Here is a 22,280-nt window from a genome sequence, read left to right as displayed (position 1 = left end):
GTCAGTCTCCCCACGGCGACGGAACCTGCGCGTTCACCGAGCTGATCAGGGCGTTCAGATCGATGCGGACGAGATCCACGTCCGCGATGCGCAGGGTGAGGTCCCCCGTGATGACGACCCCGCCGGCCAGCAGCCGGTCGAGCAGGTCCACGAGGGCCACCTCGCGGCGTTCGACGACGGTCACGTCCCCTCCTCCGCGGATCCGGCGGACGGCTCGGCGGGCCCCGCGGCCCGCCCGGCCCTTTGCGCCTCCTCGGCCCTGCCGGCTTCGCCGGCTTTCCCGGCCTCCGCGGTCTCCGCGGTGCCCTCGGCCTCCGCGAAGGAATAGGCCGCCCAGGGACCGGTGAGTTCCACCCGCATCCCGGACGCGTCGTCCTTCGTCCGGTCCACCAGTTCCACGAACTCCTCGGAGTCGGACCGGGGCACGAGGTAGGCGGCGTTGAGCACGTTCCGTCCCGCCGCCCCGGAGAGCACCGCGTTCTGCGGCGCGTGCAGCCGGGAATCGGCGGCATACGCGGAGAGCCGCTCGTGCAGCCGGGTGGCGAAGGTCTCCGCCTGCTGCCACATGTCCTCCCGGGCCCGCGTCTGCATACGCCGCCGCCGCAGGTAGTCCCGGCCCGACGCGGCCTTCGCCGGTTCCGCCGGGGGCGGGCCGGTGGACGCCTCGGGGTCCGTCTCGGCGTACACCTTCACCCCCCATTCCACCTTTCCCTCCAGGCGGTCCAGGGTGCGCCGGAAGTCCTCCTCACGGGCCTCGATCATCATCCGCACCCCGCTGTCGTCGCGGAAGACGGTGCCGAGCCGCAGCGGCAGCGGGGTGGTGACGGTGGTGAGCGCGTCGATCACGCCCTGGTGGGCGCGGGCCGTCGCGGAGAGCCAGTCGAGGTCCTCCAGGTGCGCGCGCAGCGGCTCCTCGGAGAAGTCCGCCTCGGGCACGTGGCTGACGACGGCGACCAGCCCGTGATGGATCAGCGTCCTGGGCGGGTCGCCCGCCACCCCCGACAGCTGGGCCTGGAGCGGTGTGCCGAAGGGGTGGCAGACGGCGTAGACGTACCGCAGTCCGGTCATGGTGTCTCCTTCTCCACGCGTCCCGTCTCCAGTTGCTCCAGCCGCGCCAGCCGTTCACGCAACTCGGCGTTCTCCCGGGCGAGTTCGTCGCGGCGGGCCCGCGAGGACAGCGCCGGGTCGCTCTCCCACCAGTCGATGCCCATCTCCTTCGCCTTGTCGACGGAGGCGACGATGAGGCGCAGCTTGATGGTGAGGAGCTCGATGTCGAGCAGGTTGATGCGGATGTCGCCCGCGATGACGACCCCCTTGTCCAGCACCCGCTCCAGGATGTCGGCGAGGTTGGCACCGCTGCTGGGTCCGTAGGGCTCGGGCAGGCGACTCGGCGTGGTCATCGGCGGCTCCCGCCCTCGGCGTCCTCGGCGTCCTCGGCGTCCTCGGCGTAGGCGTCCTCGTCCTCCTCTTCCTCGTAGGCGTCCTCGTCGTCGGCGTCCTCGTCGTCGGCGTCCTCGTCGTCGGCGTCCTCGCCCTCGTCCTCGTAGTCGCCCTCGGCCTCGTCCTCCGCCCGGTCGTCCTCGTCCTCGTACTCGTCCTCGTCCTCGTACTCGTCCTCGTCCTGGTACTCGTCCTCGGGGGCCTCCTCGTCCTCCGGTTCTTCCTCGGGCCCGCCCCCGGGCTGCTCCTCGGACTCCTCCTCGGCGAGCGCGTCCTCGTGGCTGCGGACGACCTCGCCGTCGCGGATCTCGCCGCGCCAGCCGTCCTCCGCCTCGCCCTTGAGGGTGATGAACCGGGCGAAGTTCTTCAGGTCGAGCCGGGCCCGGCGGCCCTGGGCGCGCCAGAGGTTGCCGGTCTTCTCGAACAGGCCCGTCGGGTAGTACTCGATGACCAGCAGGACGCGGGTGAGGTTGTCGGCGAGCCGGTGGAAGGAGACCACGCCCTTCGTCGTGCCCTTGGCGCCCTCGGAGGTCCAGGCGATCCGGTCGTCGGGCACCTGCTCGGTCGTGGTCGCCTTCCAGCTGCGGTTGGACCAGAAGACCTTCAGCTGCCAGTCGGAGGTCGTGTCGTCGGCGCGGTTCGCGCTCCTGACCCCCTTGGCAAAGGTGCTGAAGTCCTGGTACCGGGTCCACTGGTCGTACGCGGTGCGCAGCGGCACGCCCACGTCGATGTGCTCGATGATCACGGTGGGCTTGGCGCCGGCGCCGCCCCTGCGCCTGCCCTTGCCGCCGCCGAGGTTCTTCAGCGCGCCGAGCACGTTGTCCTTGACGTGCGAGGCGCCGGCGCCCAGCGCGGAGCGCACCGGGCCCTTGCCCTCGGCGAGTCTGCGGCCGGTGTCGAGAGCGAGCCTGCCGAAGCCCGGGCTGTTGCCCTCGGCGATGTCGTTCAGCTTGACGGTGGTCTCGCCGAGCTTGCGGCCGACGCCCATGAGCGCGCGCTGGGCCTGGGCGGCGAGGTACTCCTGCACCTCCGCCTTGAGCCGCTCGGCGGCCTCGCTGTGCGCCAGGTCGCCGAGCGGGTTCTTCGTCGCTCCGCGGGCCGCGGAGGCCGCGGATCCGAGGGTCTCGGCCATCACTCACCCCCGTCCTTCGACGGCCGGGTCCGGCCGGCCGTCTTCCTGACGGCCTTCTTGGCCGCCGCGGTCTTCCTCGCCGCCGTCTTCCTGGCGGGCGCCTTCCCCGCGGCGGCCTTCTTGGCCGCCGCGGTCTTCCTGGCCGTCCCGCCGCGCGGCCCGGCCTTCTCCGCGGATTCCTCCGCCGTCCCGTCCCGCGGCTCCTCGTCCCCGGCGTCCGGGGACTTCTCCGCGGTCTCGTCCGACGCGTCCGGGCCACGGTCCGACGCCCCGGCCGCCACGCCGGAGAGCTGGTCGCGGACCTGGGCGGTACGGCCGTGCAGACGGTCGGCGAGCGCGTCGAGCTGCCGCTCCAGCATGGCGCCCGAGGCCGCCTTGCCGACGCCGCGCAGATCCTGGCGCAGCTGGTCCCCGATCTCCTTGAACTGCGGGTTGTTCTGCAGCTGCTGGTTCACCAGCCCCGCGACCGCCCGCGGGCTCAGCTTCATCCGCCGGCCCGCCGCGAACGTGCCGACGGCGAACGCCAGCTTCATCTTCCTCGTCCGTCCGAGGACGTATCCGGCCCCTACCGCGAGGCCCAGTCCCACTCGGTTCATGGTGCCGTCCCGTTGCCCGTTCCCGCGCTCGCGCGCGACGCGACCTCCAGCCGGTCGAGGAGCTCGTCCTCCAGCCGGTCGAATTCCTCCTCGGTGATCTCCCCGGCCTCCAGCTGCTCCTCCAGGCGGGCCAGTTCGGCCCGCACGGTGGCCGGGTCGTAGTAGATCCGCTCGGCCTCCTGGATCACCTGCCGGATGGCCCAGGCGCCGCCGCGCACCGGGGCGAACGGCAGCAGCAGCACCTCCGAGATCAAGCCCACGTCCTCACCCCGCTCCGGCGTCCGCACCGCCGGCCGCGGTGCCCGCCGGCTCGGCCGGGCCGGGCTCGACGAAACTGTACGGAGGCAGCGGGCCGTTCACCCGCACCTCCAGGTGCGGCAGGTCCTTGCGGGCCTGCTCCACGGCGGCCAGGAAGTCCTCCGCCGCCTCACGATCCACCAGGAACGACACGTTGGCGAGCCAGCCCGTGGACTCGGGGCCCACGCTCACGGCCTCCGCGGCCGGTTCCAGGGCGCCCCGCAGCGCGTCGGCGTCCCCGGCCTCCTTGGCCTTGACGGCGGCCGCGACCATCTCGCCGAGGCGGATCTTGTCCTCGTAACTGCCGCCGCCGGCCTTCCGGTTGGCCTCCGCCAGCGAGCGGATCTCCGGGCTCTCGGCCATCACCCGGTGCAGCACGGCCTCCTCGACGTGGTTGGCCTTGATGTTGTACTCGACCCGGCCGTCCAGCGTCCGCAGGCGCTCCTTGTAGTGCTCGGCGCGCTCGGCGAGGACGCCGGTGACGGCCTGGTCGTCGGGGGCGACGCTGCCGAACCGCATGGGCAGCACGCACCCGGCCGCGCCCGCCTCGGCGAGCACGTTCTGATGGGCGAGCAGGTCCTTGCGCTTGGGCCGCAGGTTCTCGGGCGCGTCGCTCACGACGGCCGCCAGTTCGCCCTCCCTCAGGATGCGCACCGGGCGCGGCGGGTCGCCGACGCCGTCCATGCCCTCCGGAAGCGCCGGGTGCGCGCTCGCGGTGATGCCGTAGACGTAGGTGCTCACTCCTGCTCCTCCTTCCGGCGCGCGGCCGTGCTCTTGCGGGCGCGGCGCGGCTCGGCCTCGCCCTCCTCCCGGGCCTGCTTGAAGGCGTCCGATATGGTCTGCGCGGCGCCGGACAGGGCGCCCTTGGACTTGCCGCGCGCGCCGGACTCGGTGACCTGCCCCACCACGTCGGGCAGGCCCGGGCTCTTGCGCGGCCCGGACTCCAGGTCGAGCCGGTTGCACGCCTCGGCGAAGCGCAGGTAGGTGTCGACGCTGGCGACGACGACACGCACGTCGATCTTCAGGATTTCGATGCCGACCAGGGACACGCGCACGAACGCGTCGATGACGAGTCCCCTGTCCAGAACAAGCTCAAGAACGTCGTAGAGGCCGCTGCTGCCGCCTCCACCTCCGGTCTGCTGTGCCGGTACGACGGTCATTCCGGCGATCCCTCCCTGTCCGTGGGTGTGACGAATCCGGTCCGGCGGCCTAGCGGCCGCCGGACCTGCGCGCGTCGGCCCGCCCGCGCTCGTAGCGGCGAACGCGCCGGTAACCGGTGAGCTGCCCCTGTGGATCGAGTTCCACCTGGTAGCTCGCCATCAGGCTCATCGTGTCGGGGACCCGCTCGAGTTCGAGGACCTCGACCTCCAGCGACCAGCCCTCCTCCGTCTGCTCGAAGGACGACACGGACTCGGCGGCCATACCGGTGAGCTCCTCGAGCTGCCCGCGCGCCTGGCGCAGCACCTCCATCGGACTCGGCCGGCGGTCCGCCGCATTGCTGTCGGATGACTCGTGGGGAGTCTGTGACTCTTGTGAACTTTGTTGTTCCAATTGTGGATCCGACGTGTCTTTTGTGTTCGACATGGTCACCTCCCCCTTCGTGTGGCCGCAGGTGTGTCCGCCAAACCTCCATGGGCCGGTGCATCTGCGGCGCGACGCTCCGTGTCCGGCCGGCGGCCGGGGCGGATCAGCCGCGCAGCGCGTCCAGCCGCCGGCGCGCCGGGCCCAGGGCGCGTCCGCGGCTCAGCAGCCCCTTCCAGGGATCGGTACGGGCCTGCTCGACGGCGTCGGCGACGGTCCAGCGGCGGGCGTGCAGCGCGGGATCGTCCAGCTGGTCCCAGGAGAAGGGGGTGGCCACGGGGGCGCCGGGCCGGGCGCGGACGGTGAAGGGCGCGACCGCGGTCTGCGCGTAGCCGTTGCGCTGCACGTCGAGGTAGAGGCGGTCGCCGCGGTCCTTCTTGCGGGCGGCGGTGGTGAGCCGGTCGGGGTGGGCGGCGGCGAGGGTGTCGGCGACCTCGCGGGCGAAGCCGCGCACCTCGTCGAAGTCGTGACGCCCGTTCAGCGGCACCACCACGTGCAGTCCGCGCGAGCCGGTGGTCATCGGCGCCGCGGGCAGGCCCAGCGCCTCCAGCAGCTCGCCGAGCAGCCCGGCCGCCTCCCGGACCCGGGCGAAGTCGTCGTCCCCGGCCGGGTCGAGGTCGAAGACCATCCGGTCGGGCCGGTCGACGGCGCCGGTGCGCGACAGCCAGCGGTGCAGTGTGACGGCGGCCTGGTCGGCGAGGTAGACGAGGGTGGCGGTGTCGTCGCAGACGGTGTGGCGGACGGTGCCGCCCTCCTTGGCCAGCTCGACGCGTGTGATCCACTCCGGGTAGTGCTCCGGGGTGTTCTTCTGCATGAACCGGGGGCCGTCGACGCCGTCCGGGTGCCGCTCCAGCATCAGCGGCCGGCCGCGCAGGTGCGGCAGCAGGAACGGGGCGACGGCCCGGTAGTAGTCGACGAGGTCGCCCTTGGTGCAGTCCTTGCCGTTCCCGCTCTCCGGGCTGCCCGGGAGGAGCACCTTGTCCGGCCGGTGCACCTGGACGGTGCGCCGGCCGGCCCGCACGGTGCGCGCACCGTCACCGCTCACGGCACGACCGCCTGCTCCACCAGCAGCCGGCCGGCCGCCGCGATCGACTCGGCGTCGATGCCCGCGGCGTGCAGCTGCTCGGCCGGGGAGGCGGAGCCCGGCATGGTGCGGACGGCGAGCCGCACCAGGCGCGGCACGGGCCGCCCGTCGAGGAACGCGTCGAGGACCGCGTCGCCGAGGCCGCCCTCGGGGTGGTGGTCCTCGACGGTGACCAGGCAGCCGGTGTCCTCGGCGGCCTGACGCAGGGTGAGCCGGTCGACGGGCTTGACCGAGTACAGGTCGATCACCCGGACCGGGATGCCCTCCCCCGCCAGCGCGTCGGCGGCGGCCAGCGCCTCGGGCACCGTGACGCCCGCGGCGACCAGGGTCAGCCGGTCCTGGTCGGAGGAGCGCAGCACCTTGGACCCGCCGACCGGGAACTCCTCGTCGGGGCCGTAGATCACCGGGCTGTCGCCGCGCGAGGTGCGCAGGTAGCGGATGCCGTCCAGGCCCGCCATGGTGGCGACCAGGTGCGCGGTCTGGTTGGCGTCGCACGGGTACAGCACGGTCGAGCCGTGCACCGCCCGCATCATCGCCAGGTCCTCCAGGCCCATCTGGCTGGGTCCGTCCTGGCCGACGGCGGCGCCCGCGTGCGAGCCGACCAGGTTGACGCCGGCGCCGCTGACGGAGGCCATCCGCACGAAGTCGTACGCGCGGGTCAGGAAGGCCGCGAAGGTCGAGGCGTACGGCACCCAGCCGCGGGCCGCGAGCCCGACGGCGGCCGCGACCATCTGCTGCTCGGCGATGTAGCACTCGACGTAGCGGTCGGGGTGCTCCTTGGCGAAGAACTCGGCGCGCGTGGAGTCGCTCACCTCCCCGTCGAGGGCGACGACGTCGCCGCGGCCGGTGCCGAGCGCGGCCAGCGCCTGCCCGTAGGCGTTGCGGGTGGCCACCTCCTCGCCCCGCTCCCAGCGGGGCAGCTCCAGGCCGCCGGTGCGCGCCGAGTGCAGCGCGCGGGCGGCGGGCGGCTCGTGCACCTGGACGCGCAGGCCGCGGACGCCGCCGAGCTCCTCGATCGCCGCGTCGGCGTTCTTCAGCGGCTTGCCGTGCAGGCCCTCGCGGTCCTCGACGTCGGTGACGCCCTTGCCCTTGAGGGTGCGGGCGAGGATCGCGGTGGGCTGGCCCCTGGTGGACAGGGCCTCGCCGTAGGCGCGGTCGATGGCGTCGACGTCGTGCCCGTCGACCTCGACGGTGTGCCAGCCGAACGCCTGGAAGCGGCGGGCGTAGGCGTCGAGGTCGTGGCCGTGCCGGGTGGGGCCGCGCTGGCCGAGCCGGTTGACGTCGACGATCGCGACGAGGTTGTCGAGGTGTTCGTAGGCCGCGTGCTCGGCGGCCTCCCACACCGAGCCCTCGGCCAGCTCGCTGTCGCCGGTGAGCACCCACACCCGGTAGTCGGCGCGCTCCAGCCGCTTGCCGGACAGGGCGATGCCGACGCCGACCGGCAGTCCCTGGCCGAGCGAGCCGGTGGCCGTCTCCACCCACGGCAGCCGCCGCGGCGTCGGGTGTCCTTCGAGGCGGCTGCCGAGCTTGCGGAAGGTGAGCAGCTCCTCGTCGTCGATGGCGCCGGCCGCCTTGTAGGCGGCGTACAGCAGGGGCGAGGCGTGTCCCTTGGACAGGACGAAGCGGTCGTTGCCGGGGTGGGCGGGACGGTCGAAGTCGTAGCGGAGGTGGCGGGCGAGGAGGACGGCCATCAGGTCCGCGGCGGACATCGAGGACGTGGGGTGCCCGGAACCCGCGGCGGCCGCGGCGCGGATGCTGTCCACGCGCAGCTGCCGTCCCAGTTCGACGAGTTCACCGGTGTTCATGAGTCTCCTTCCGTGAAGGTGTCGGAACGCTTGACCGGGCCGGGGGCGGTACCGGGACCGGGGGGCGGCTGGTCCGGCGGGGGTTCGGGGACGGGCGGGTCGTCGTCCGGCCGGCTCCCGGCGGGCTCACCGCCCGGCCGGCCCTTCGCGGCTTCTCCGCCCGGCCGGTTCCCGGAGGGCCCGCCGCGCGCGTCGCCCGGAGCCGCCGCGCCCGGTCCCGGGCGACGCGCCCGCGGGCCGGCCACCACCTGGCCCAGTTCCCGCTCGCCCGCCTCCGGCTGTCCCGGGGCGTCCGGCTCGCCGTGCCGCCCGGGTCCGCCCGGCACCCGCGCCACCTCCGGCGACGCCGTGTCCAGCGGCACCGACCACGACCGTACGAGCCCCAACTGCACGGCCTGGCGCGGCAGCACGGCGTCCAGGAGCCAGTCGGCGGCGACCCGGATCCGGTTGCCGGGCATCGCCGCGAGGTGGTAGCCGCAGGTGACCGCGCCCGCCGCCACCCCGGACAGGGGCAGGCCCAGCGGGTTGGCGGCGGCCTTGGCGCCGCCCAGGTCCACGACGAAACCCAGGTCGCGGTGGCGGTAGGGCCGCAGTTCGCCCCGGCCCAGCGAGGCGGCGACGTTCAGCCCCGCGACCCGGCCCTGCCGCCAGGCGTGCTGCGCGGTCATCGGCGTGCAGCTGCCCGGCTCGTTCAGGTCGGGCACCGCCGCCGCGTCCCCGCAGGCGAACACCTCGGGTCGGCCCGGCACCCGGAGGTGGGGGTCGACGAGCAGCCGGCCGCGCTCCATGGGCAGCCCCAGGGACTCGGCCAGCGGATCGGGCCGTACGCCCACGCACCACACCAGCGTGCGGGTCCCGACGAACTCCCCGTCGGTGAGCAGCACCCCCTCGTGCGTGGCCTCCTTCACGGAGGTTCCCGTCCGCACGTCCACGCCCCGCTCCCGCAGCACCCGGCCGGCGGTGCGGGAGAGCCGTTCGTCCAGTTCGGGCAGCACGCGCGGCGCGATGTCCAGCAGCATCCAGCGCGGCCGCACGCCCTGCCGCAGCGGGCGTCCGCGCACCTGCGCGTCGGTGAACAGCTGCCCCTGCGCGGCGACCTCGGTCCCGGTGTAGCCGGCGCCGACCACGACGAAGGTGCACCGGGCGGCGCGGCTCCCCGGATCGTCGGCCGCGGCGGCGAGCTCCAGCTGCCGGGTGACGTGGTCGCGCAGGTACAGCGCCTCGGGCAGGCCGCGGAAGCCGTGCGCGTGCTCGGCGACGCCGGGGACCGGCAGCAGCTTGTTGACGCTGCCGGCGGCGAGCACCAGCCGGTCGTAGGCGAGGGTGCCGCCGCCGCCCTCGGGGTCGGTGTAGTGCACGGCGCGCCCGTCGAGGTCGATGCGGTCGGCCTGGCCCAGCACCAGCCTCACGTGCGGCAGGGTGCCCGAGAGGGAGACCGTGACCCGGCGCGGTTCCAGGATGCCGGCGGCGACCTGGGGCAGCAGGGGGAGGTACAGGAAGTAGTCGGTGGGGTTGAGCAGGGCGATGTCGGCCCTGCCGCGGGTCAGCCCGGACAGGGTGCGGGCCGTCCGGTACCCGGCGAAGCCGGCTCCGACGATCACGATGCGGGGTCGACCCACGGTTCGCCTCCCGGCGCTGTCGCGTACCTCGGAGCCTTCCGCGTCCCCCTGACCAGGGCACCCAAACGTCCGGCGGGTCCGCCGGGACCCGCATCGCCGGTTTTCGGACCGGGCCCCGGGTACCCGGACCGCGACCCACCTTCCCCCTGTCACGGAGGCGATCCCCCCATGCCCGAGTACGGCTACTTCCTCTCGTGCGAGCAGTACGGCCCCGCGGAGCTGATCGAGCAGGCGCGGATGGCCGAGCAGGCCGGGTTCCAGTCGCTGTGGATCTCGGACCACTACCACCCGTGGAACGACGAGCAGGGCCAGAGCCCGTTCGTGTGGTCGGTGATCGGCGCGCTGTCCGAGGCGGTGTCGCTGCCCGTCGAGACGGCGGTGACCTGCCCGACCGTGCGCATCCACCCGGCGGTGGTGGCGCAGGCCGCGGCGACCAGCGCGGTGATGCTGAACGGCCGCTTCCGCCTCGGCGTGGGCACGGGCGAGGCGCTCAACGAGCACATCCTCGGCGATGCGTGGCCGCCCGCGCACGTGCGGCTGGAGATGCTGGAGGAGGCCGTCGAGGTGATGCGCCGGCTGTTCACCGGCGAGAAGGTCGACCACCACGGCAAGCACTACACGGTGGAGAACGCCCGCCTGTACACCGTCCCGGACGAGCCGGTCCCGATCGACGTCTCCGGCTTCGGCCCCGCGGCGACCGAGCTGGCCTCCCGGATCGGGGACGGCTACGTCACGGTGATGCCGGACGCGTCGATGGTGGAGCGGTACCGCGCGGGCGGAGGCGGCGGGAAGCCGGTCAGCGGCGGCACCAAGGTCTGCTACGACACCGACCGGGAGGCAGCCGTACGCACGGTGCACCGGCTGTGGGCGAACGAGCAGCTGCCCGGCGAGCTGGGCCAGGTGCTGCCCTCCCCGGCCCACTTCGAGCAGGCGCAGCAGCTGGTCACCGAGGACATGGTGCGGCGCAACCGGGTGTGCGGCGACGACGTGGACGAGCACGTGGCGGAGCTGAAGCGGTTCGCCGACGCGGGCTTCGACCGGATCTACGTCAGCCAGATCGGCCCCGACCTGCGCGGCTTCTTCGACCTCTACCGCACGAAGGTGCTGCCGCAGCTCCAGCAGGCCTCCTGACGGGCGCGGTCCCGCTCCGCGGGCCTCTTCGCCGGACGCCGGCACCGCGCCGGGCAACCGCGCGGCGGTCTTGGCCGCGACCGTGCCCGGCCGCGCACGGGACGCCGTGCGCGAGGCCGTGGCGGGACCGCCGCCCGGACCGCCGGGGCGGGCGGATCCCGCGGAACGATCTCCCGCGCCGGTCGCCGCAACTAGGCTTTTCCGCATGGAGATTCTCGGAGCCACGCTGCGCGTCTGCGTCACCGACCTGGAGAAAGCGGTCCCCTTCTACGAGCGGCTCGCGGGCGGCAGAGCGCTCCGCTTCGAACGCGGCGGCGTCCAGGTGGCGGCGGTCGGCTGTTTCCTGCTGATGAGCGGTCCCGAGTCCGAGCTGGAGGTGCTGCGCAAGGTCGCGGCGACGATCGCGGTCCAGGACGTCGAGGAGGCCCACCGGGTCCTCAGCGAGCTGGGCGCCGACATCGTCGCGGGCCCGGTGCCGACCCCCGCGGGCCGCAACCTGATCGCCCGTCACCCGGACGGAGCGGTCTACGAGTACGTGGACCGGCGCCCCTAGGACCGGCCGTCGTCTTCCCGCCGTCCGCCCGGAGGGCGGGCCGCACGGCCCCGGGTGCGTGCTCCCGGCGCGCCGGGTCCCGAGCCCCGCGCGGGGCGTACCCGGGCCGGGGCCCGGCGCGGCGAGCGTGCGGGCACGGCGTCGCACGGGAAGGCGACGACCGGGCCCGGACCCCGCCGTACCCCGCCGTACCCCGCCGCCGCCTCACGGGTCGGCGGCGCGTGCCGCGGCCGCGGTCCGCCCGTCCCGGCCCGCGCCGGCGGCCCGGCGGGGCTCAGCCGGACTTCACCATCTCCGCGGTGATCGCCCAGCGTTCGTGGTCGCGCCAGGCCCCGTCGACGTGGAGCATGGCCGGCGAGAAGCCCTCCAGGCGGAAACCGCAGGCGCGGGCCAGGGCGATCGACGCGGCGTTCAGGGGCTGCACGTTGATCTCCAGCCGGTGCAGCCGCATCGGCCCGAAGGCGTACCGGACGACCAGGTCCAGCCCCTCGCGCATCAGCCCGCGGCCCGCCGCGTGCGCGAACGCGCCGTAGCCCAGCGCCCCGCTCTGGAAGGCGCCCCTCACGATGTTGTTGACGTTGATGAACCCGGCGATGGCGCCGTCGTCCTTCTCGCAGACCAGGAACCCGGCCCTGGTGGGGTCCTCGATCAGCCGCCCCGCGTACGCGGCGTACGCCTCGGCGCTCTCCGGCGGGAAGAGCCACGGCCGGTGCAGCGACCTGCTCTCCCGGACGCGGGCGGTGAACTCGGCGGCGTCCTCGTGGGTGAAGTGCCGGATGCCCACACGGGGGCCTGCTGCGAGGTAGCGGGGGACGGGGTGCGGCATCCCGTCACCTTACGACGGCCCCGCCGGTGTCCCGTCCGCCGGCCACCGGCAGCCGCAGCACCCCGGTGTCGTCCGGCGCGCTGACCACCGTCACCGGCTTGATCCCCCGGTTGCCGAAGTACGCGCCGTCGCTCGCCGCGATCACGAACCGCAGCCGGTGCCCCTTGTCGTAGCGGTGCACGATGCCGGGCAGGGTGACGGTGAAGCTCTTGGTCACGTCGGGCACGCGGACCGGGGCGACCAGGCGGTGCACCAGCGTCCGGGTGCCGTCGGGGGCGACGTCGTACAGCTTGGCGAACAGGACGAGTTTGTCGGCGGCGTCGTCGGAGCGCTGTGCCCGTGCCGCCTCCGGGGACACCACCTTGAGCGTGGCCGTCGGCGCGCCCACCACGTCGAGGGCGCGTTCCAGCGGCGCGCTCGTCCACGCCAGATGGGTGCCCTCGGTGTCGTACGGCGCCGGGTCCGGCAGTCCGACGACGCGGGCCAGCGAGTTCTCCGAGTGGCTGGTGGGGACGAGTCCGTTGGTGTAGGTGCGGCTGCCGCGCGCCACCTCGGCGCGGTCGCCGACGAGGGTGCCGTCGCCGGAGAGGTGGAGCGTCCGGCCGGGCTCGGGAAGGCGGTCGGCGGTGGCGTAGGCGCGGTCCGGGTCGGTGATCCAGTCTCGGCGGTAGGCGAAGTCGGGTCCCGTGTCGGCGTGGGCCCGCCCGCGCAGGTGGCGGTCGAACCAGGCGAGGACGCGGCGGCCGACGTAGCTGGTCTCCAGGTTGCCGCGGCCGAGGTCGAGCTCGCCCGCGGCCGGACCGGTGAGGCCGCCGCTGTGGCCCGCCGACTGCCAGATCATCTTGACGGTGGTGCCCCGCGCCTTGAGCCTGCGGTACGTCGCCGTCGCCTCGTTGAGGTTGAACAGGGTGTCGGCCTGTCCCTGGACGAGCAGGGTGGGGGCCTTCACCCGGTCCAGGTACGACACCGGGGACACGCTGCGCGCGTAGGCGAGCAGCCGCTTCGCGCGGTCCGCTGGGTAGCGGCCGGAGTTGAGGGTGCGGACGGTCTCGCAGACCTCGGTGACGAAGTGCAGGCAGTCGAGGGCGTTGATGCGGGACGGATCCAGGCCGGGCCGCAGCAGCGGCTGGCTCTCGCCCGCGAGGTAGAAGCCGTTGGTCCACTGCCACTTGAAGGCGCCGGGCACGTCCTCGCCGCCGACGGCGTTGTTCGGGGCGAGGGAGTACGCCAGGTCGTGCCAGGTGATCATGGGCACGATCGCGTCGACGCGGTGGTCGACGGCGGCGGTCGCCAGCTGGACGGCGCCGCCGTAGGAGCCGCCGATCATGCCGACGCGCGGGTCGCCCGGACCGTCGAGGGTCACGAAGCCGGCCGTGGTGCCGTCGTCGGCGGCGCGCCTGCCGCCCAGGAAGTCGACGAGCCGCGCGGCGGCGGCGCCGTCGACGCGCGGGTCGTCGAGGGAGATCAGGCAGCCGGACCTGCCGAACCCGAGCCCGGAGTAGACCAGCGCGACGTATCCGCGCTGGGCGAAGCTCCGGCCGACGGCGTCGGTCTGCCCGTCGTTCTTGCTGCCGCCGAAGCCGTTGGTGGCCAGCACGGCGGGTGCCGGGCGGTCCCGGTCCACACCCGCGGGCCGGTACAGGTCGGCGTCGACCGCGCAGGTGCGGCCGCCCGCCCGGACGGTGAAGGTCAGCGGGGTCACGGTGTACCGGCCGCTCGCGGCGGCGGGGGCGGTGAGCGCGTGCGGGGTGGTGAGCGCGGCGCCGAGGACGAGCGCGAGGAGGGCGCGGCGGCTGGGCGGACGACGGGACAACGAGGACCTCCACGCTGAGGGCGACCCGGCTTGCCGACCAGTCGGTACCGGCCGGCCGTCATGGTGTGACACGTGTCAGGTGCGGGTCAATCGGCCGAACGGGTGTCTTCGACGGGTCCTCGCGTACGGGCTCCGGGTCCGGCGCGCCGGCGGCGGGCGGTCAGCGCAGGGCCGGTTCGTCCAGCGTCAGGGTGCCGGTGTCCGCGTCGAGGCGGGCCGCCGTCCCGAAGGGGATCGTCAGCGCCCCCGCGCAGTGGCCGAACCCGGCCTCCTCCACCACGGGCACGCCGAGGCCGCCCAGCCGGTCGAGCAGCATCGGGCGGATCCGGTCGTAGGGGCCGCAGTTCTCCCAGGAGCCGAGCAGCACCCCGCGGACCCCGTCGAGCCACCCGGAACGCAGCAACTGGGTGAGGCAGCGGTCCAGACGGTACGTCTCCTCCCCCACGTCCTCCAGGCAGAGCAGGCCGCCGCGCGCGCCGGGCCGGGCGTGCGGGGTGCCCAGGTCGGCGGCGAGCAGGGACAGGCAGCCGCCGAGCGTGACGCCCCGCGCCCGGCCGGGAACCAGGGGGGTGCCGCCGGAGACGATCGTGCGGACCGTCTCCGGGGCGAAGAGGGTGGCCCTCAAATGCTCCTGGGCCCGCGCGTTCTTGACGAAGTCGAGGCCCGCCGCCATCGGCCCGTGCAGGGTGACCAGGCCGAGCCGGGTGGCGAACGCCTGGTGCAGCGCGGTGATGTCGCTGAAGCCGACGAACACCTTCGGCCCGGCCGCGCGCATCGCCGCCCAGTCGAGCAGGTCGGCGATCCGCTGCGCCCCGTACCCGCCGCGGGCGCACAGCACCGCGTCGACGGACGGGTCGCACCAGGCGGCCTGCAGGTCGGCCGCCCGGTCGGCGTCACCGCCCGCCAGGTAGCCGAACGTCCGGTGCCGGTCCAGCACGTGCGGGGCCACCACCGGGTCGAGGTCCCAGCCGCGCAGCACGTCGAGCCCGGCCGCGAGCCGCTCCTCGGGCACGGGCCCGCTGGGCGCGACGACGGCCACCCGGGCGCCGGGGGCGAGCCGGGGCGGACGCAGAAGGGGTTTCATCCGGTCAGCTCCAGGGGCGGGACGTCCGGCGGATGCAAGCCGAAGACCTGGGCGTACAGGGAGAGTTCGGCCTCCAGGGCGCGGATGACGGTGTCGGCCCGCCGGAATCCGTGGCCCTCGCCCTCGAAGGCGAGGTAGGCGTGCGGCACCCGCCGGCCGGCCGCGCGGGCCAGGAACCGCGCGCACTGCGCGGGCGGGCAGACCACGTCGTCCAGGCCTTGGAGCAGCAGGAACGGCGCGGTGACACGGTCGGCGTGCGTGACGGGCGAGCGCTGCGCGTACCGTCCGGGGACCTCGGCGTACGGCCCGACCAGGGTCTCCAGGTACCGCGACTCGAAGTCGTGGGTCTCCCCCGTGCCCCAGCCGGCCAGGTCGAGGACGGGGTAGAGGATCGTGCCGCAGGCGTAGACGTCGGTGGTGGCGAGCGAGGCGGCGGCGGTGAAGCCGCCCGCGCTGCCGCCGCGGACGGCGAGCCGGGCGCGGTCGGCGGTGCCCTCGTCGGCGAGGGCCAGCGCGACGGCGGCGCAGTCCTCGACGTCGGCCACGCCCCACTGCCCGCGCAGCCGGTCGCGGTACTCCCGGCCGTACCCGGTGGAGCCGCCGTAGTTCACCTCGACGACTCCGATGCCGCGCGAGGTGAAGTAGGCGATCTCCAGGTCCAGCACCAGGGGCGCCCGGCTGGTGGGGCCGCCGTGCGCCCGCACGACGTACGGCGGCAGCTCGCCGGCGGGCGCGACGCAGCCGGGGTGGCGCGGGGGGTACACGTGCGCGTGGATCTCGCGTCCGTCCGGGCCGGTGAAGGTGCGGGCCTGCGGCTTCGGGTAGTAGGCGGGGTCCACGGCGTCCTCGTGCGCCGCGCCGATCACCCGCGCCCGGCCGGTGCGGACGTCCAGCTCCACCACCTCGGGTGAGCTGCGCGGGCCGGCCCCGACGGCGACGACCCGCTCGCCGAGCGCCGCGAGCGTGGGCGCGAACTCGGTCCAGGGGCCGGCCGCGTCGACGACCTCGCCGGTCTCGGGGTCCAGTATCCCGAGGGCGGCGGGGCCGCGGCCGTGCACGACGGCGATCAGCCCGTCCTGCAGCGGGGCGAACCAGCGCAGGCCGAGCCTCCACAGCGGCCCGCCGAACTCCTCCTCGCGCGGGCACAGCGGGGTGCCGTCCCGGTAGAGGTTCCACCAGCCGGTGCGGTCGCTCACGTACAGCAGGGAGCCGTCCAGGGCCCAGTCGGCCTGGGCGATCGACTCGTCGGGGCCGCCGGCGACGGTCCGGGGCGCCTGCAGGGTGCCGTCCCCGGCGACCTCGGCGAGGAGCAGTTCGGTGCCGTCCCAGGGCATGCGCGGGTGGTCCCAGGCGAGCCAGGCCGCGCGCCGCCCGTCGGGCGACAGCCGCGGCCCGGTGACGAACCGGTGCCGCGCGGCGATGAGTTCGCGCACGGCGCCCCGGTCGTCGGCGGCCGATCCGTCCAGCGGTACCGCGGCCGGCACGCGGCGCACGTCCGTGGGCCCGTCGCCGGTGAACTCCTCCAGCACGCACCACACCTCGCCGCGGTCCGCCAGCAGCCGGGGCTCCGCCCAGCGCAGGCCGCCGCCCACCGGGGACAGGGGCGTCAGCGGGCGCGGCTCGCCGCCCGGCTCGCAGCGGTACAGCCGCTGGTCGGCGAAGTTCACGAAGACCACGAGCGGCCCGCCGTCGACCGTCGCCCCGTCCCAGGGCCGCCCGCCGTACTCCATGACCCGGCTGCGCACGTCCCACGGGACGGGCAGCACCGCCTCCCGCGCGCCGTCGGCGCGCCGCCGCACCAGGGTGCGCCGCCCGTCCTCGGCGGGCCGCGGCTCGGTCCACCACACCTCGTCGCCGACGAACCCCACGAACTCGGGCTGCCCGTCGTGCGCGGCGGCGAGCGCCGCGTCGATGGGCGAGGGCCACGCCCCGTAGGCCAGGGTCTGCATGTTCTCCCCCTTCTCCTCAGGCCGTCCGCAGGAAGCGGTCGAGGACCCGGACGCCGAACCGCAGCGCCTCGACGGGGACGCGTTCGTCCACCCCGTGGAAGAGCGCCTGGTGGTCGAAGCCCTCCGGGAGCCTCAGCGGGGCGAAGCCGTAGCCGGTGATGCCGAGGCGGGAGAACTGCTTGGCGTCCGTGCCGCCGGCCATGCAGTACGGCACCACGTGTCCCTCCGGGGCGAACTCCTCCACGGCGGCCCGCATCCGCGCGAACGTCGGCGCGTCGACCGGCGCCTGCAGAGCGACCTCCCGGTGGTGGAACTCCCACTCCACGTCCGGTCCGGTGAGCCGGTCCAGGGTGGCGCGGAACTCGTCCTCGCCGCCGGGCAGGAAACGCCCGTCGACGTAGGCGACGGCCTCCCCGGGGATCACGTTGACCTTGTAACCGGCGTCCAGCATGGTCGGGGTGGCGCTGTTGCGGACGGTGGGCTCGACGAGCCGCGCCGCCGGGCCGAGCTTGCCCAGCAGGGCGTCGACGTCGGTCAGGTCGGGATCGACACCGTAGACGGCGGCGAGTTCGGTGAGCGCGGCGCGCACCGTGGGGGTCAGGCGCAGCGGCCACGGGTGGTCGCCGATCCGGGCGACGGCGGCGGCCAGGCGGGTGACCGCGTTCTCCCGGTTGATCCTGGAGCCGTGGCCGGCGCGGCCGCGCGCGGTGAGCTTCAGCCAGGCGGTGCCGCGCTCGCCCGCGGCGATCGGGTACAGCTGCCGGCCGCTGCCGTCGTGGAAGGTGAACGCGCCCGACTCGCCGACGCCCTCGGTGCAGCCCTCGAACAGCGCGGCGTGCCGGTCGGCGAGGAAACCCGCGCCGTCCTCGGCACTGGCCTCCTCGTCCGCGGTGAACGCGATCACCACGTCCCGCCGCGGCCGTACGCCCAGTCTGGCCCAGGCGCGCACCACGGTGAGGATCATCGCGTCCATGTTCTTCATGTCGACCGCGCCGCGCCCCCAGACGACGCCGTCGCGGATCTCCCCGGAGAACGGGTGCACGCTCCACTCCGCGGCCCGGGCGGGCACCACGTCCAGGTGACCGTGCACCAGCAGCGCGTCCGCCGCCGGGTCGGCGCCCTCGATCCGGGCGACGACGTTGGTCCGGCCCCGGGTCCGCTCCAGCAGCACCGGCTCCAGCCCGGCCTCCGCGAGCCGTGCGGCGGCGTACTCGGCGGCCGGCCGCTCCCGGCAGTCGCCGCCGCCGCGGTTGGTGGTGTCGATCCGGATGAGGTCGGAGGTGAACCGCACGACCTCGTCCAGGGCCCGCTCGTCCAGCCGGTCAGCCATACTGCTCCTCCACCGCGGCCGCGACGATCGTGGTGACCGCCTTGAAGGTGCGGATGCCCTCGTACATGGTGTCGCTGGTGTACGCCGCCTTCCGTTCGCCGACGCGGTCCACGCCCGGCACGACGGTCGCGGCCATCGCCAGGTGCTCCGCGTCGAACTCCACGGCGACCGTGAACGGTCCGCCGCGCACCGGTTCCCGGCGCACCGCCAGCGCGGCCGCCTCCTCGGCCGCCGCCCGGATCGCGGCGGCGGTCCCGGCCGGCGTGCGGCACACGGCCGCGTACCGCGACACATGGTCCTTGACCGCGACCTTCAGCGCCTCGGGGGCGTAGCCGAGCGCGTCCTCGCAGGCGATGTCGTCCCCCGTGACCAGCACCACCGGCACCCCGAACTCGGCGGCCACGTGCGCGTTGAGCAGTCCCTCGCTCGCCCGAACGCCGTTCAGCCACACCCCGGTGACGGAGTTGGCGAGGTAGGTGTGGGCGAGGACGCCCTCCATGCCGGCGCCGGCGTGGTAGCCGACGAAGGCGACGCCGTCCACGTCGCCGTGCTGCACGCCCTCCACCATGGACAGCGCCTTGTGCCGGCCGGTGAGCAGCTGCGCCCGGTCGTCCAGCTTCTCCAGGAGCAGGTTGCGCATCGTCCAGTGGGCCTCGTTGATCAGTACCTCGTCGGCGCCGCCGTCGAGGAACCCGAGGACGGCCGCGTTGACGTCCGACGTGAACATCGCCCGGCACCGCTCCCACTGCGGGGTGCCCGGCAGCACGTCGGCCGGCCAGGTCACGCCCGTGGCGCCCTCCATGTCGGCACTGATGAGGATCTTCATGCCGCCTCACGCTACGCGGTCCCGCGGAATCCCGGCCAGGCCTGTGGACGACTCTCACCGGTCCGGCCCCGTGCGGGGCGGGCCTCGCCGGTGACCGGCACCGCCGGGCGGGGCCGAGGCCGCTGCGGCCGGACCGTCGGCGCCAGGGACGTACGGGAAACGGCCGCCGCGGACGCGGGTGCCGCTGCCGCGGCCGAGGTCCCGGCGGCGGTGCCGGGCCGGGCGGGCGCGGCCCGGGGAGGCAGGGGACGGGCGTCGGTCAGCGCCGGTTCCGCGTCCCGGAGCACCGCGCCCGCTGCTCGGCCCGCCGGGGCGCGCCCCAGTCGGGGATGACGGGCACCCGGTCGTTCCGGCCGCATTCCAGGACCGGGCAGCCCAGTTCGAGGACCCGCGCGGCGATGCGGGTGCTCCCGCCGGCGTCCAGGCCGGGCAGGACCTCGGGAAGTCCGCGGGCGAGTCCGTCGGCGCCGGGGAAGTCGGTGTGCGGCGCGAAGCCGGGCGCGACGCGCTCGAAGGCCAGGTCCTCACCCGGGGCGGCCCGGCGCAGCAGGTCCGCGTCCGCGGCCAGCACGAGCAGCCGCTCCGGCCCGGACAGCAGCGGATAGCCCCACCACAGCACGTCGGCGCGGCCCTGCCCGGGCACGGTGAGGCGGGCGCGGCCGGCGGCCGGGCGGGGCGGCCCTGCGCCGGGGGACGGTCCGGGGCCGGGCCCGCGGTACGCCCCGTACGCGGCGGCGTCGTCCTCCTCGGGGAGCGCTCCCAAGACGGGCAGCAGGTCGACCGCCGGGCGGCCGACCGCCTCCTCCTCGGGAACGCCGAACAGCCGGCGTGCGCCCCCGCTCCAGTGGGACACCAGCCCGTCGCGGTCCGCCACGACCGCCGCCAGCGGGACCCGGCCGGCCGTGGCCGGTGCCGCCCCGGCGCCGTTCCCGGCGCCGGGAGGTGTGTCCCGCTCGGTGCCACGCTCCATGGCGCAAGGCCCTCTCTCCCACGGCTCGGCAAGATCCGTGCCGTCACCACGTTACGTCCGGAGCCGGTCACGACGCGCGCCGAACGCGGGAATCGGTGGTACGGAATTGCGCCGGCGCACGCCCGCGCGCGGGCGGCCGGTCCGGTCGTGGTGCCCGGTCGCGGGTCGCGCCCGGCGCGTCCGCCGCCGGTCCCGGGGGACGGGGGCGACCGGCGGGTGACCGGCCGTGGCGGCGATGCGCCCGGCGGACAAGGTTCCGCCCGGTGCGGCGGCGCCGGCCGCACCGGGCGGGCGCCGACACCGGGGACGGCCGTCCGGACGCCGCGGCACGGCCGGGCGCACCGGCGGCGGGACGGGCGGCGGGAGGGGCGAACGCCCTGCGGACGTCCGCGTCGTGAGGCGGCTGCTTCTCCGCCTCGGCTGCTTCTCCGCCTCGGCTACTTCTCCACCTCGGCGGCGAGCCGGGCGAGCACCGCGTCGTAGATCCGGCCGAGCCCCTTGGGCGCGAAGGTCCTCTCGAAGAAGCCGCCGATGCCGCCGGCGCCCTGCCAGGTGGTGGTGACGACGACCCGCGACCTGCCCTCACCGGCCGGAGTGACCCGCCAGGTGGTGACCATGGAGGAGTTGCGGTCCTTCTCGACGAGTTCGCCGTCGGTCGGCTCGGTCACCTCCAGCAGGCAGTCGCGGACGCGCTTGCTGGTGGCCTGGAGCTTCCAGTGGACGAGGGTGCCTTCGCCGTCGCCGCCCTCGCGGACCTCGTACTCGCTGAACTGCTCGGGCAGCAGCCTCGCGCGCGTGCCGCTGTAGTCGGCGAGGGCGTCGAACACCGTCTCCGCGTCCGCCGCGACGATCCGCTCCGTAGTGGCCTCGACCTGCGCCATCGCATTCCTCCAGGACCTGGGTTCTCGGGGTCGGGGCAAGCCAACCACCCCGGTCCCCGGCCGCCCAAATCGGGGTGACCGAACCCGATCGGAAACACCCTCACACGATCAGTTGAACAAGCGTTCCCTCTTCTGGCCAGTGCTGCCGAGGAGGCGTCGTGCGCCGGGAGAGCCTCACCGCCGGGTCCGGCCACGGCCGGGCGGCCGGCGCCGCGCCGTTCGGCCCGGAGCGCCGCCCGGAGGCCGTCCGGACGCCGAGCGAGCACGGCATCGGCTGCGGGGTGCCGCTGGCGCCGGCGCTCCCGTTCCCGAGCGGCCGTCCGGCCCGACCGCGGGCCGCCGTACGGGCGGTCGCGGCGGCCCGCGCCGCGCGCATACCCGACGACCGCCTGCCGGCCGCCTCGGCGGCCCAGGTCGCCTCGCTGGTCCGCCCGAGTCCCCCTGGAGATCGAGGCGTTCGCGGTGGCGCCCGCCCGACCGGCGACGCCCGCCCGACCGGTGGTGTCGCGTGCGCGGTGGCGCCTCACCGCTGCTTCGGGATCCGCGCCAGCGCCCGCACCGCCGCCTCGGCGAGGGCCGGGTGCGCCAGGGCCTCGTTCAGCACGGGCACGGCGCGGGCGTCGGCCAGGGTTCCCAGGCCCTCCACGCAGGCGAGGGCCACGCGGCGGTACGGGTCGTGGGGACGCAGCCGGCGCCGCAGGGTGGTGATCAGCGCGGGGACGGCTTCCGGCGCCCGCAGTTCCACCAGGAGCCGGACCGGGTGCAGGGCGTAGGCGACGCGCAGTTCGTTGGTGGCCAGGGCGGCGGCCGCGCGGGCCGTGCGCGGGTCGCCGAGGCGGGCGAGGGCGTAGGCGGCGGAGGCGCAGCGCGGCGGGTCACGGTGGTTGAGGAGCAGGACGAGGGACTCGAAGGCGCGCCGGTCGCCCGCGAGGCCGAGCCGGAACGCGGCCAGTTCCCTGGCCCACAGCGGCCGCCCGGGCTCGGTGAGCACCGCCGCCAGCTCGTCGAGGTCCCCGGTCGCCACCAGACGGTCGTACGCCGCCGGCGCACCCGACTCCACCCGTAAGCGCTCCGTGAGCGATCGCACCTCTTCGTCCATGACTGAAGAGACTAGGCGCGCCGTGCGCCGCTCGGGACGCACCCGGCGAAGACCCGCACGGACGGGGACTGGCGCGCTCGTTACCCGCAAGTTAAGCTCAGACGAGCGAGTTACCCACTCGCGTCTTCCCCGCAGCGGTCTGGTGACGCGGCCGCCGCGGGAGCAGTCGGTTCGGTGCCTCGAGTACCGCAGTACGGCCGGCCTGGGGACAGGGCCGGCCGGATCCGCCGTTCCCCGGGTGTGTGTGCGCCCCGGCGACGGCAC

22 protein-coding genes and 1 pseudogene are annotated in these 22,280 nt (G+C 75.0%); 2 read left to right on the top strand and 21 right to left on the bottom strand.

Annotated features, from left to right (window positions below):
• Position 1: 1 nt before the first annotated feature.
• The 12 genes from ABD363_RS19615 to ABD363_RS19560 all read right to left on the bottom strand — a co-directional run bounded on the left by ABD363_RS19615 (position 2) and on the right by ABD363_RS19560 (position 9,554).
• Positions 2 to 184, bottom strand: a complete 183-nt coding sequence (locus ABD363_RS19615) for a gas vesicle protein (RefSeq protein ID WP_344605303.1) — start codon at positions 182 to 184, stop codon at positions 2 to 4.
• The gene (locus tag ABD363_RS19610) at positions 181 to 1,068 is read right to left on the bottom strand and encodes a GvpL/GvpF family gas vesicle protein (protein ID WP_344605301.1); all 888 of its coding nucleotides are present in this window, start codon (positions 1,066 to 1,068) and stop codon (positions 181 to 183) included. The genes ABD363_RS19615 and ABD363_RS19610 overlap by 4 nt, the downstream gene beginning before the upstream one ends.
• The gene (locus ABD363_RS19605) at positions 1,065 to 1,400 is read right to left on the bottom strand and encodes a gas vesicle protein (RefSeq protein ID WP_344605299.1); all 336 of its coding nucleotides are present in this window, start codon (positions 1,398 to 1,400) and stop codon (positions 1,065 to 1,067) included. Before ABD363_RS19605 ends, ABD363_RS19610 begins: the two co-directional genes overlap by 4 nt.
• A complete protein-coding gene (locus tag ABD363_RS19600) occupies positions 1,397 to 2,572 on the bottom strand; it encodes an SRPBCC family protein (RefSeq protein WP_344605297.1) in 1,176 nt (391 codons plus the stop codon). Before ABD363_RS19600 ends, ABD363_RS19605 begins: the two co-directional genes overlap by 4 nt.
• Complete coding sequence (locus ABD363_RS19595; RefSeq protein ID WP_344605295.1) at positions 2,572 to 3,168, bottom strand: DNA primase; 597 nt, start codon at positions 3,166 to 3,168, stop codon at positions 2,572 to 2,574. Before ABD363_RS19595 ends, ABD363_RS19600 begins: the two co-directional genes overlap by 1 nt.
• The gene (locus ABD363_RS19590) at positions 3,165 to 3,428 is read right to left on the bottom strand and encodes a gas vesicle protein GvpG (protein WP_344605293.1); all 264 of its coding nucleotides are present in this window, start codon (positions 3,426 to 3,428) and stop codon (positions 3,165 to 3,167) included. The genes ABD363_RS19595 and ABD363_RS19590 overlap by 4 nt, the downstream gene beginning before the upstream one ends.
• Before the next feature lie 4 nt (positions 3,429 to 3,432).
• Entirely contained in the window at positions 3,433 to 4,206 is a 774-nt protein-coding gene (locus tag ABD363_RS19585) for a GvpL/GvpF family gas vesicle protein (RefSeq protein WP_344605291.1), read from the bottom strand.
• Positions 4,203 to 4,625, bottom strand: a complete 423-nt coding sequence (locus tag ABD363_RS19580) for a gas vesicle structural protein GvpA (protein ID WP_344605289.1) — start codon at positions 4,623 to 4,625, stop codon at positions 4,203 to 4,205. The genes ABD363_RS19585 and ABD363_RS19580 overlap by 4 nt, the downstream gene beginning before the upstream one ends.
• A gap of 49 nt (positions 4,626 to 4,674) precedes the next feature.
• Positions 4,675 to 5,049 (bottom strand): gas vesicle protein GvpO, encoded by a 375-nt coding sequence (locus ABD363_RS19575; protein ID WP_344605321.1) that lies wholly within the window; start codon positions 5,047 to 5,049, stop codon positions 4,675 to 4,677.
• 103 nt (positions 5,050 to 5,152) lie between these two features.
• Positions 5,153 to 6,091, bottom strand: a complete 939-nt coding sequence (gene ligD / locus ABD363_RS19570) for a non-homologous end-joining DNA ligase (protein ID WP_344605287.1) — start codon at positions 6,089 to 6,091, stop codon at positions 5,153 to 5,155.
• Positions 6,088 to 7,935, bottom strand: a complete 1,848-nt coding sequence (locus ABD363_RS19565) for a transketolase (RefSeq protein ID WP_344605285.1) — start codon at positions 7,933 to 7,935, stop codon at positions 6,088 to 6,090. The genes ligD and ABD363_RS19565 overlap by 4 nt, the downstream gene beginning before the upstream one ends.
• Positions 7,932 to 9,554 (bottom strand): NAD(P)/FAD-dependent oxidoreductase, encoded by a 1,623-nt coding sequence (locus ABD363_RS19560; RefSeq protein WP_344605283.1) that lies wholly within the window; start codon positions 9,552 to 9,554, stop codon positions 7,932 to 7,934. The genes ABD363_RS19565 and ABD363_RS19560 overlap by 4 nt, the downstream gene beginning before the upstream one ends.
• Before the next feature lie 168 nt (positions 9,555 to 9,722).
• On the opposite strand from ABD363_RS19560, the gene ABD363_RS19555 reads away from it, so the two are divergent.
• A complete protein-coding gene (locus tag ABD363_RS19555; RefSeq protein ID WP_344605281.1) occupies positions 9,723 to 10,685 on the top strand; it encodes an LLM class F420-dependent oxidoreductase in 963 nt (320 codons plus the stop codon).
• 205 nt (positions 10,686 to 10,890) lie between these two features.
• Positions 10,891 to 11,238 (top strand): VOC family protein, encoded by a 348-nt coding sequence (locus ABD363_RS19550; protein ID WP_344605279.1) that lies wholly within the window; start codon positions 10,891 to 10,893, stop codon positions 11,236 to 11,238.
• A gap of 274 nt (positions 11,239 to 11,512) precedes the next feature.
• On the opposite strand, the gene ABD363_RS19545 is transcribed toward ABD363_RS19550, so the two are convergent.
• The 9 genes and pseudogenes from ABD363_RS19545 to ABD363_RS19500 all read right to left on the bottom strand — a co-directional run bounded on the left by ABD363_RS19545 (position 11,513) and on the right by ABD363_RS19500 (position 22,016).
• Entirely contained in the window at positions 11,513 to 12,064 is a 552-nt protein-coding gene (locus ABD363_RS19545) for a GNAT family N-acetyltransferase (protein WP_344605277.1), read from the bottom strand.
• 4 nt (positions 12,065 to 12,068) lie between these two features.
• Entirely contained in the window at positions 12,069 to 13,877 is a 1,809-nt protein-coding gene (locus ABD363_RS19540; protein WP_344605275.1) for a CocE/NonD family hydrolase, read from the bottom strand.
• A 160-nt stretch (positions 13,878 to 14,037) separates the two neighbouring features.
• Positions 14,038 to 14,961, bottom strand: a complete 924-nt coding sequence (locus ABD363_RS19535) for a S66 peptidase family protein (RefSeq protein WP_344605273.1) — start codon at positions 14,959 to 14,961, stop codon at positions 14,038 to 14,040.
• Positions 14,958 to 16,910, bottom strand: a complete 1,953-nt coding sequence (locus tag ABD363_RS19530; RefSeq protein WP_344605271.1) for a prolyl oligopeptidase family serine peptidase — start codon at positions 16,908 to 16,910, stop codon at positions 14,958 to 14,960. Before ABD363_RS19530 ends, ABD363_RS19535 begins: the two co-directional genes overlap by 4 nt.
• A gap of 16 nt (positions 16,911 to 16,926) precedes the next feature.
• Positions 16,927 to 18,240 (bottom strand): M20/M25/M40 family metallo-hydrolase, encoded by a 1,314-nt coding sequence (locus ABD363_RS19525; RefSeq protein ID WP_344605269.1) that lies wholly within the window; start codon positions 18,238 to 18,240, stop codon positions 16,927 to 16,929.
• Entirely contained in the window at positions 18,233 to 19,066 is an 834-nt protein-coding gene (locus ABD363_RS19520) for a M55 family metallopeptidase (protein WP_344605267.1), read from the bottom strand. The genes ABD363_RS19525 and ABD363_RS19520 overlap by 8 nt, the downstream gene beginning before the upstream one ends.
• Positions 19,067 to 19,352: 286 nt before the next feature.
• Positions 19,353 to 20,036, bottom strand: a pseudogene (locus ABD363_RS19515) (PAS domain-containing protein); the annotation flags it as partial.
• Positions 20,037 to 20,473: 437 nt separating this feature from the next.
• Positions 20,474 to 20,917 carry an SRPBCC family protein gene (locus ABD363_RS19510; protein ID WP_344605263.1) on the bottom strand — a complete coding sequence of 148 codons (444 nt, stop codon included), beginning with the start codon at positions 20,915 to 20,917 and terminating at the stop codon, positions 20,474 to 20,476.
• Between the two features lie 523 nt (positions 20,918 to 21,440).
• Complete coding sequence (locus ABD363_RS19500; RefSeq protein WP_344605261.1) at positions 21,441 to 22,016, bottom strand: adenylosuccinate lyase; 576 nt, start codon at positions 22,014 to 22,016, stop codon at positions 21,441 to 21,443.
• Positions 22,017 to 22,280: the final 264 nt, after the last annotated feature.

Source organism: Streptomyces glaucus, assembly GCF_039533365.1.
Taxonomy (GTDB): domain Bacteria; phylum Actinomycetota; class Actinomycetes; order Streptomycetales; family Streptomycetaceae; genus Streptomyces; species Streptomyces glaucus.
The sequence above is the reverse complement of the archived record's forward strand: the minus strand, read 5'-3'. Positions and strand labels throughout refer to the sequence as shown.

Coding starts and splice junctions, on each gene's coding strand:
- ABD363_RS19610 (WP_344605301.1), bottom strand. CDS start 1,068: ATGACCGGACTGCGGTACGTCTACGCCGTCTGCCACCCCTTCGGCACA.
- ABD363_RS19605 (WP_344605299.1), bottom strand. CDS start 1,400: ATGACCACGCCGAGTCGCCTGCCCGAGCCCTACGGACCCAGCAGCGGT.
- ABD363_RS19600 (WP_344605297.1), bottom strand. CDS start 2,572: ATGGCCGAGACCCTCGGATCCGCGGCCTCCGCGGCCCGCGGAGCGACG.
- ABD363_RS19595 (WP_344605295.1), bottom strand. CDS start 3,168: ATGAACCGAGTGGGACTGGGCCTCGCGGTAGGGGCCGGATACGTCCTC.
- ABD363_RS19580 (WP_344605289.1), bottom strand. CDS start 4,625: ATGACCGTCGTACCGGCACAGCAGACCGGAGGTGGAGGCGGCAGCAGC.
- ABD363_RS19575 (WP_344605321.1), bottom strand. CDS start 5,049: ATGTCGAACACAAAAGACACGTCGGATCCACAATTGGAACAACAAAGT.
- ABD363_RS19565 (WP_344605285.1), bottom strand. CDS start 7,935: ATGAACACCGGTGAACTCGTCGAACTGGGACGGCAGCTGCGCGTGGAC.
- ABD363_RS19555 (WP_344605281.1), top strand. CDS start 9,723: ATGCCCGAGTACGGCTACTTCCTCTCGTGCGAGCAGTACGGCCCCGCG.
- ABD363_RS19550 (WP_344605279.1), top strand. CDS start 10,891: ATGGAGATTCTCGGAGCCACGCTGCGCGTCTGCGTCACCGACCTGGAG.
- ABD363_RS19545 (WP_344605277.1), bottom strand. CDS start 12,064: ATGCCGCACCCCGTCCCCCGCTACCTCGCAGCAGGCCCCCGTGTGGGC.
- ABD363_RS19535 (WP_344605273.1), bottom strand. CDS start 14,961: ATGAAACCCCTTCTGCGTCCGCCCCGGCTCGCCCCCGGCGCCCGGGTG.
- ABD363_RS19530 (WP_344605271.1), bottom strand. CDS start 16,910: ATGCAGACCCTGGCCTACGGGGCGTGGCCCTCGCCCATCGACGCGGCG.
- ABD363_RS19525 (WP_344605269.1), bottom strand. CDS start 18,240: ATGGCTGACCGGCTGGACGAGCGGGCCCTGGACGAGGTCGTGCGGTTC.
- ABD363_RS19520 (WP_344605267.1), bottom strand. CDS start 19,066: ATGAAGATCCTCATCAGTGCCGACATGGAGGGCGCCACGGGCGTGACC.
- ABD363_RS19510 (WP_344605263.1), bottom strand. CDS start 20,917: ATGGCGCAGGTCGAGGCCACTACGGAGCGGATCGTCGCGGCGGACGCG.
- ABD363_RS19500 (WP_344605261.1), bottom strand. CDS start 22,016: ATGGACGAAGAGGTGCGATCGCTCACGGAGCGCTTACGGGTGGAGTCG.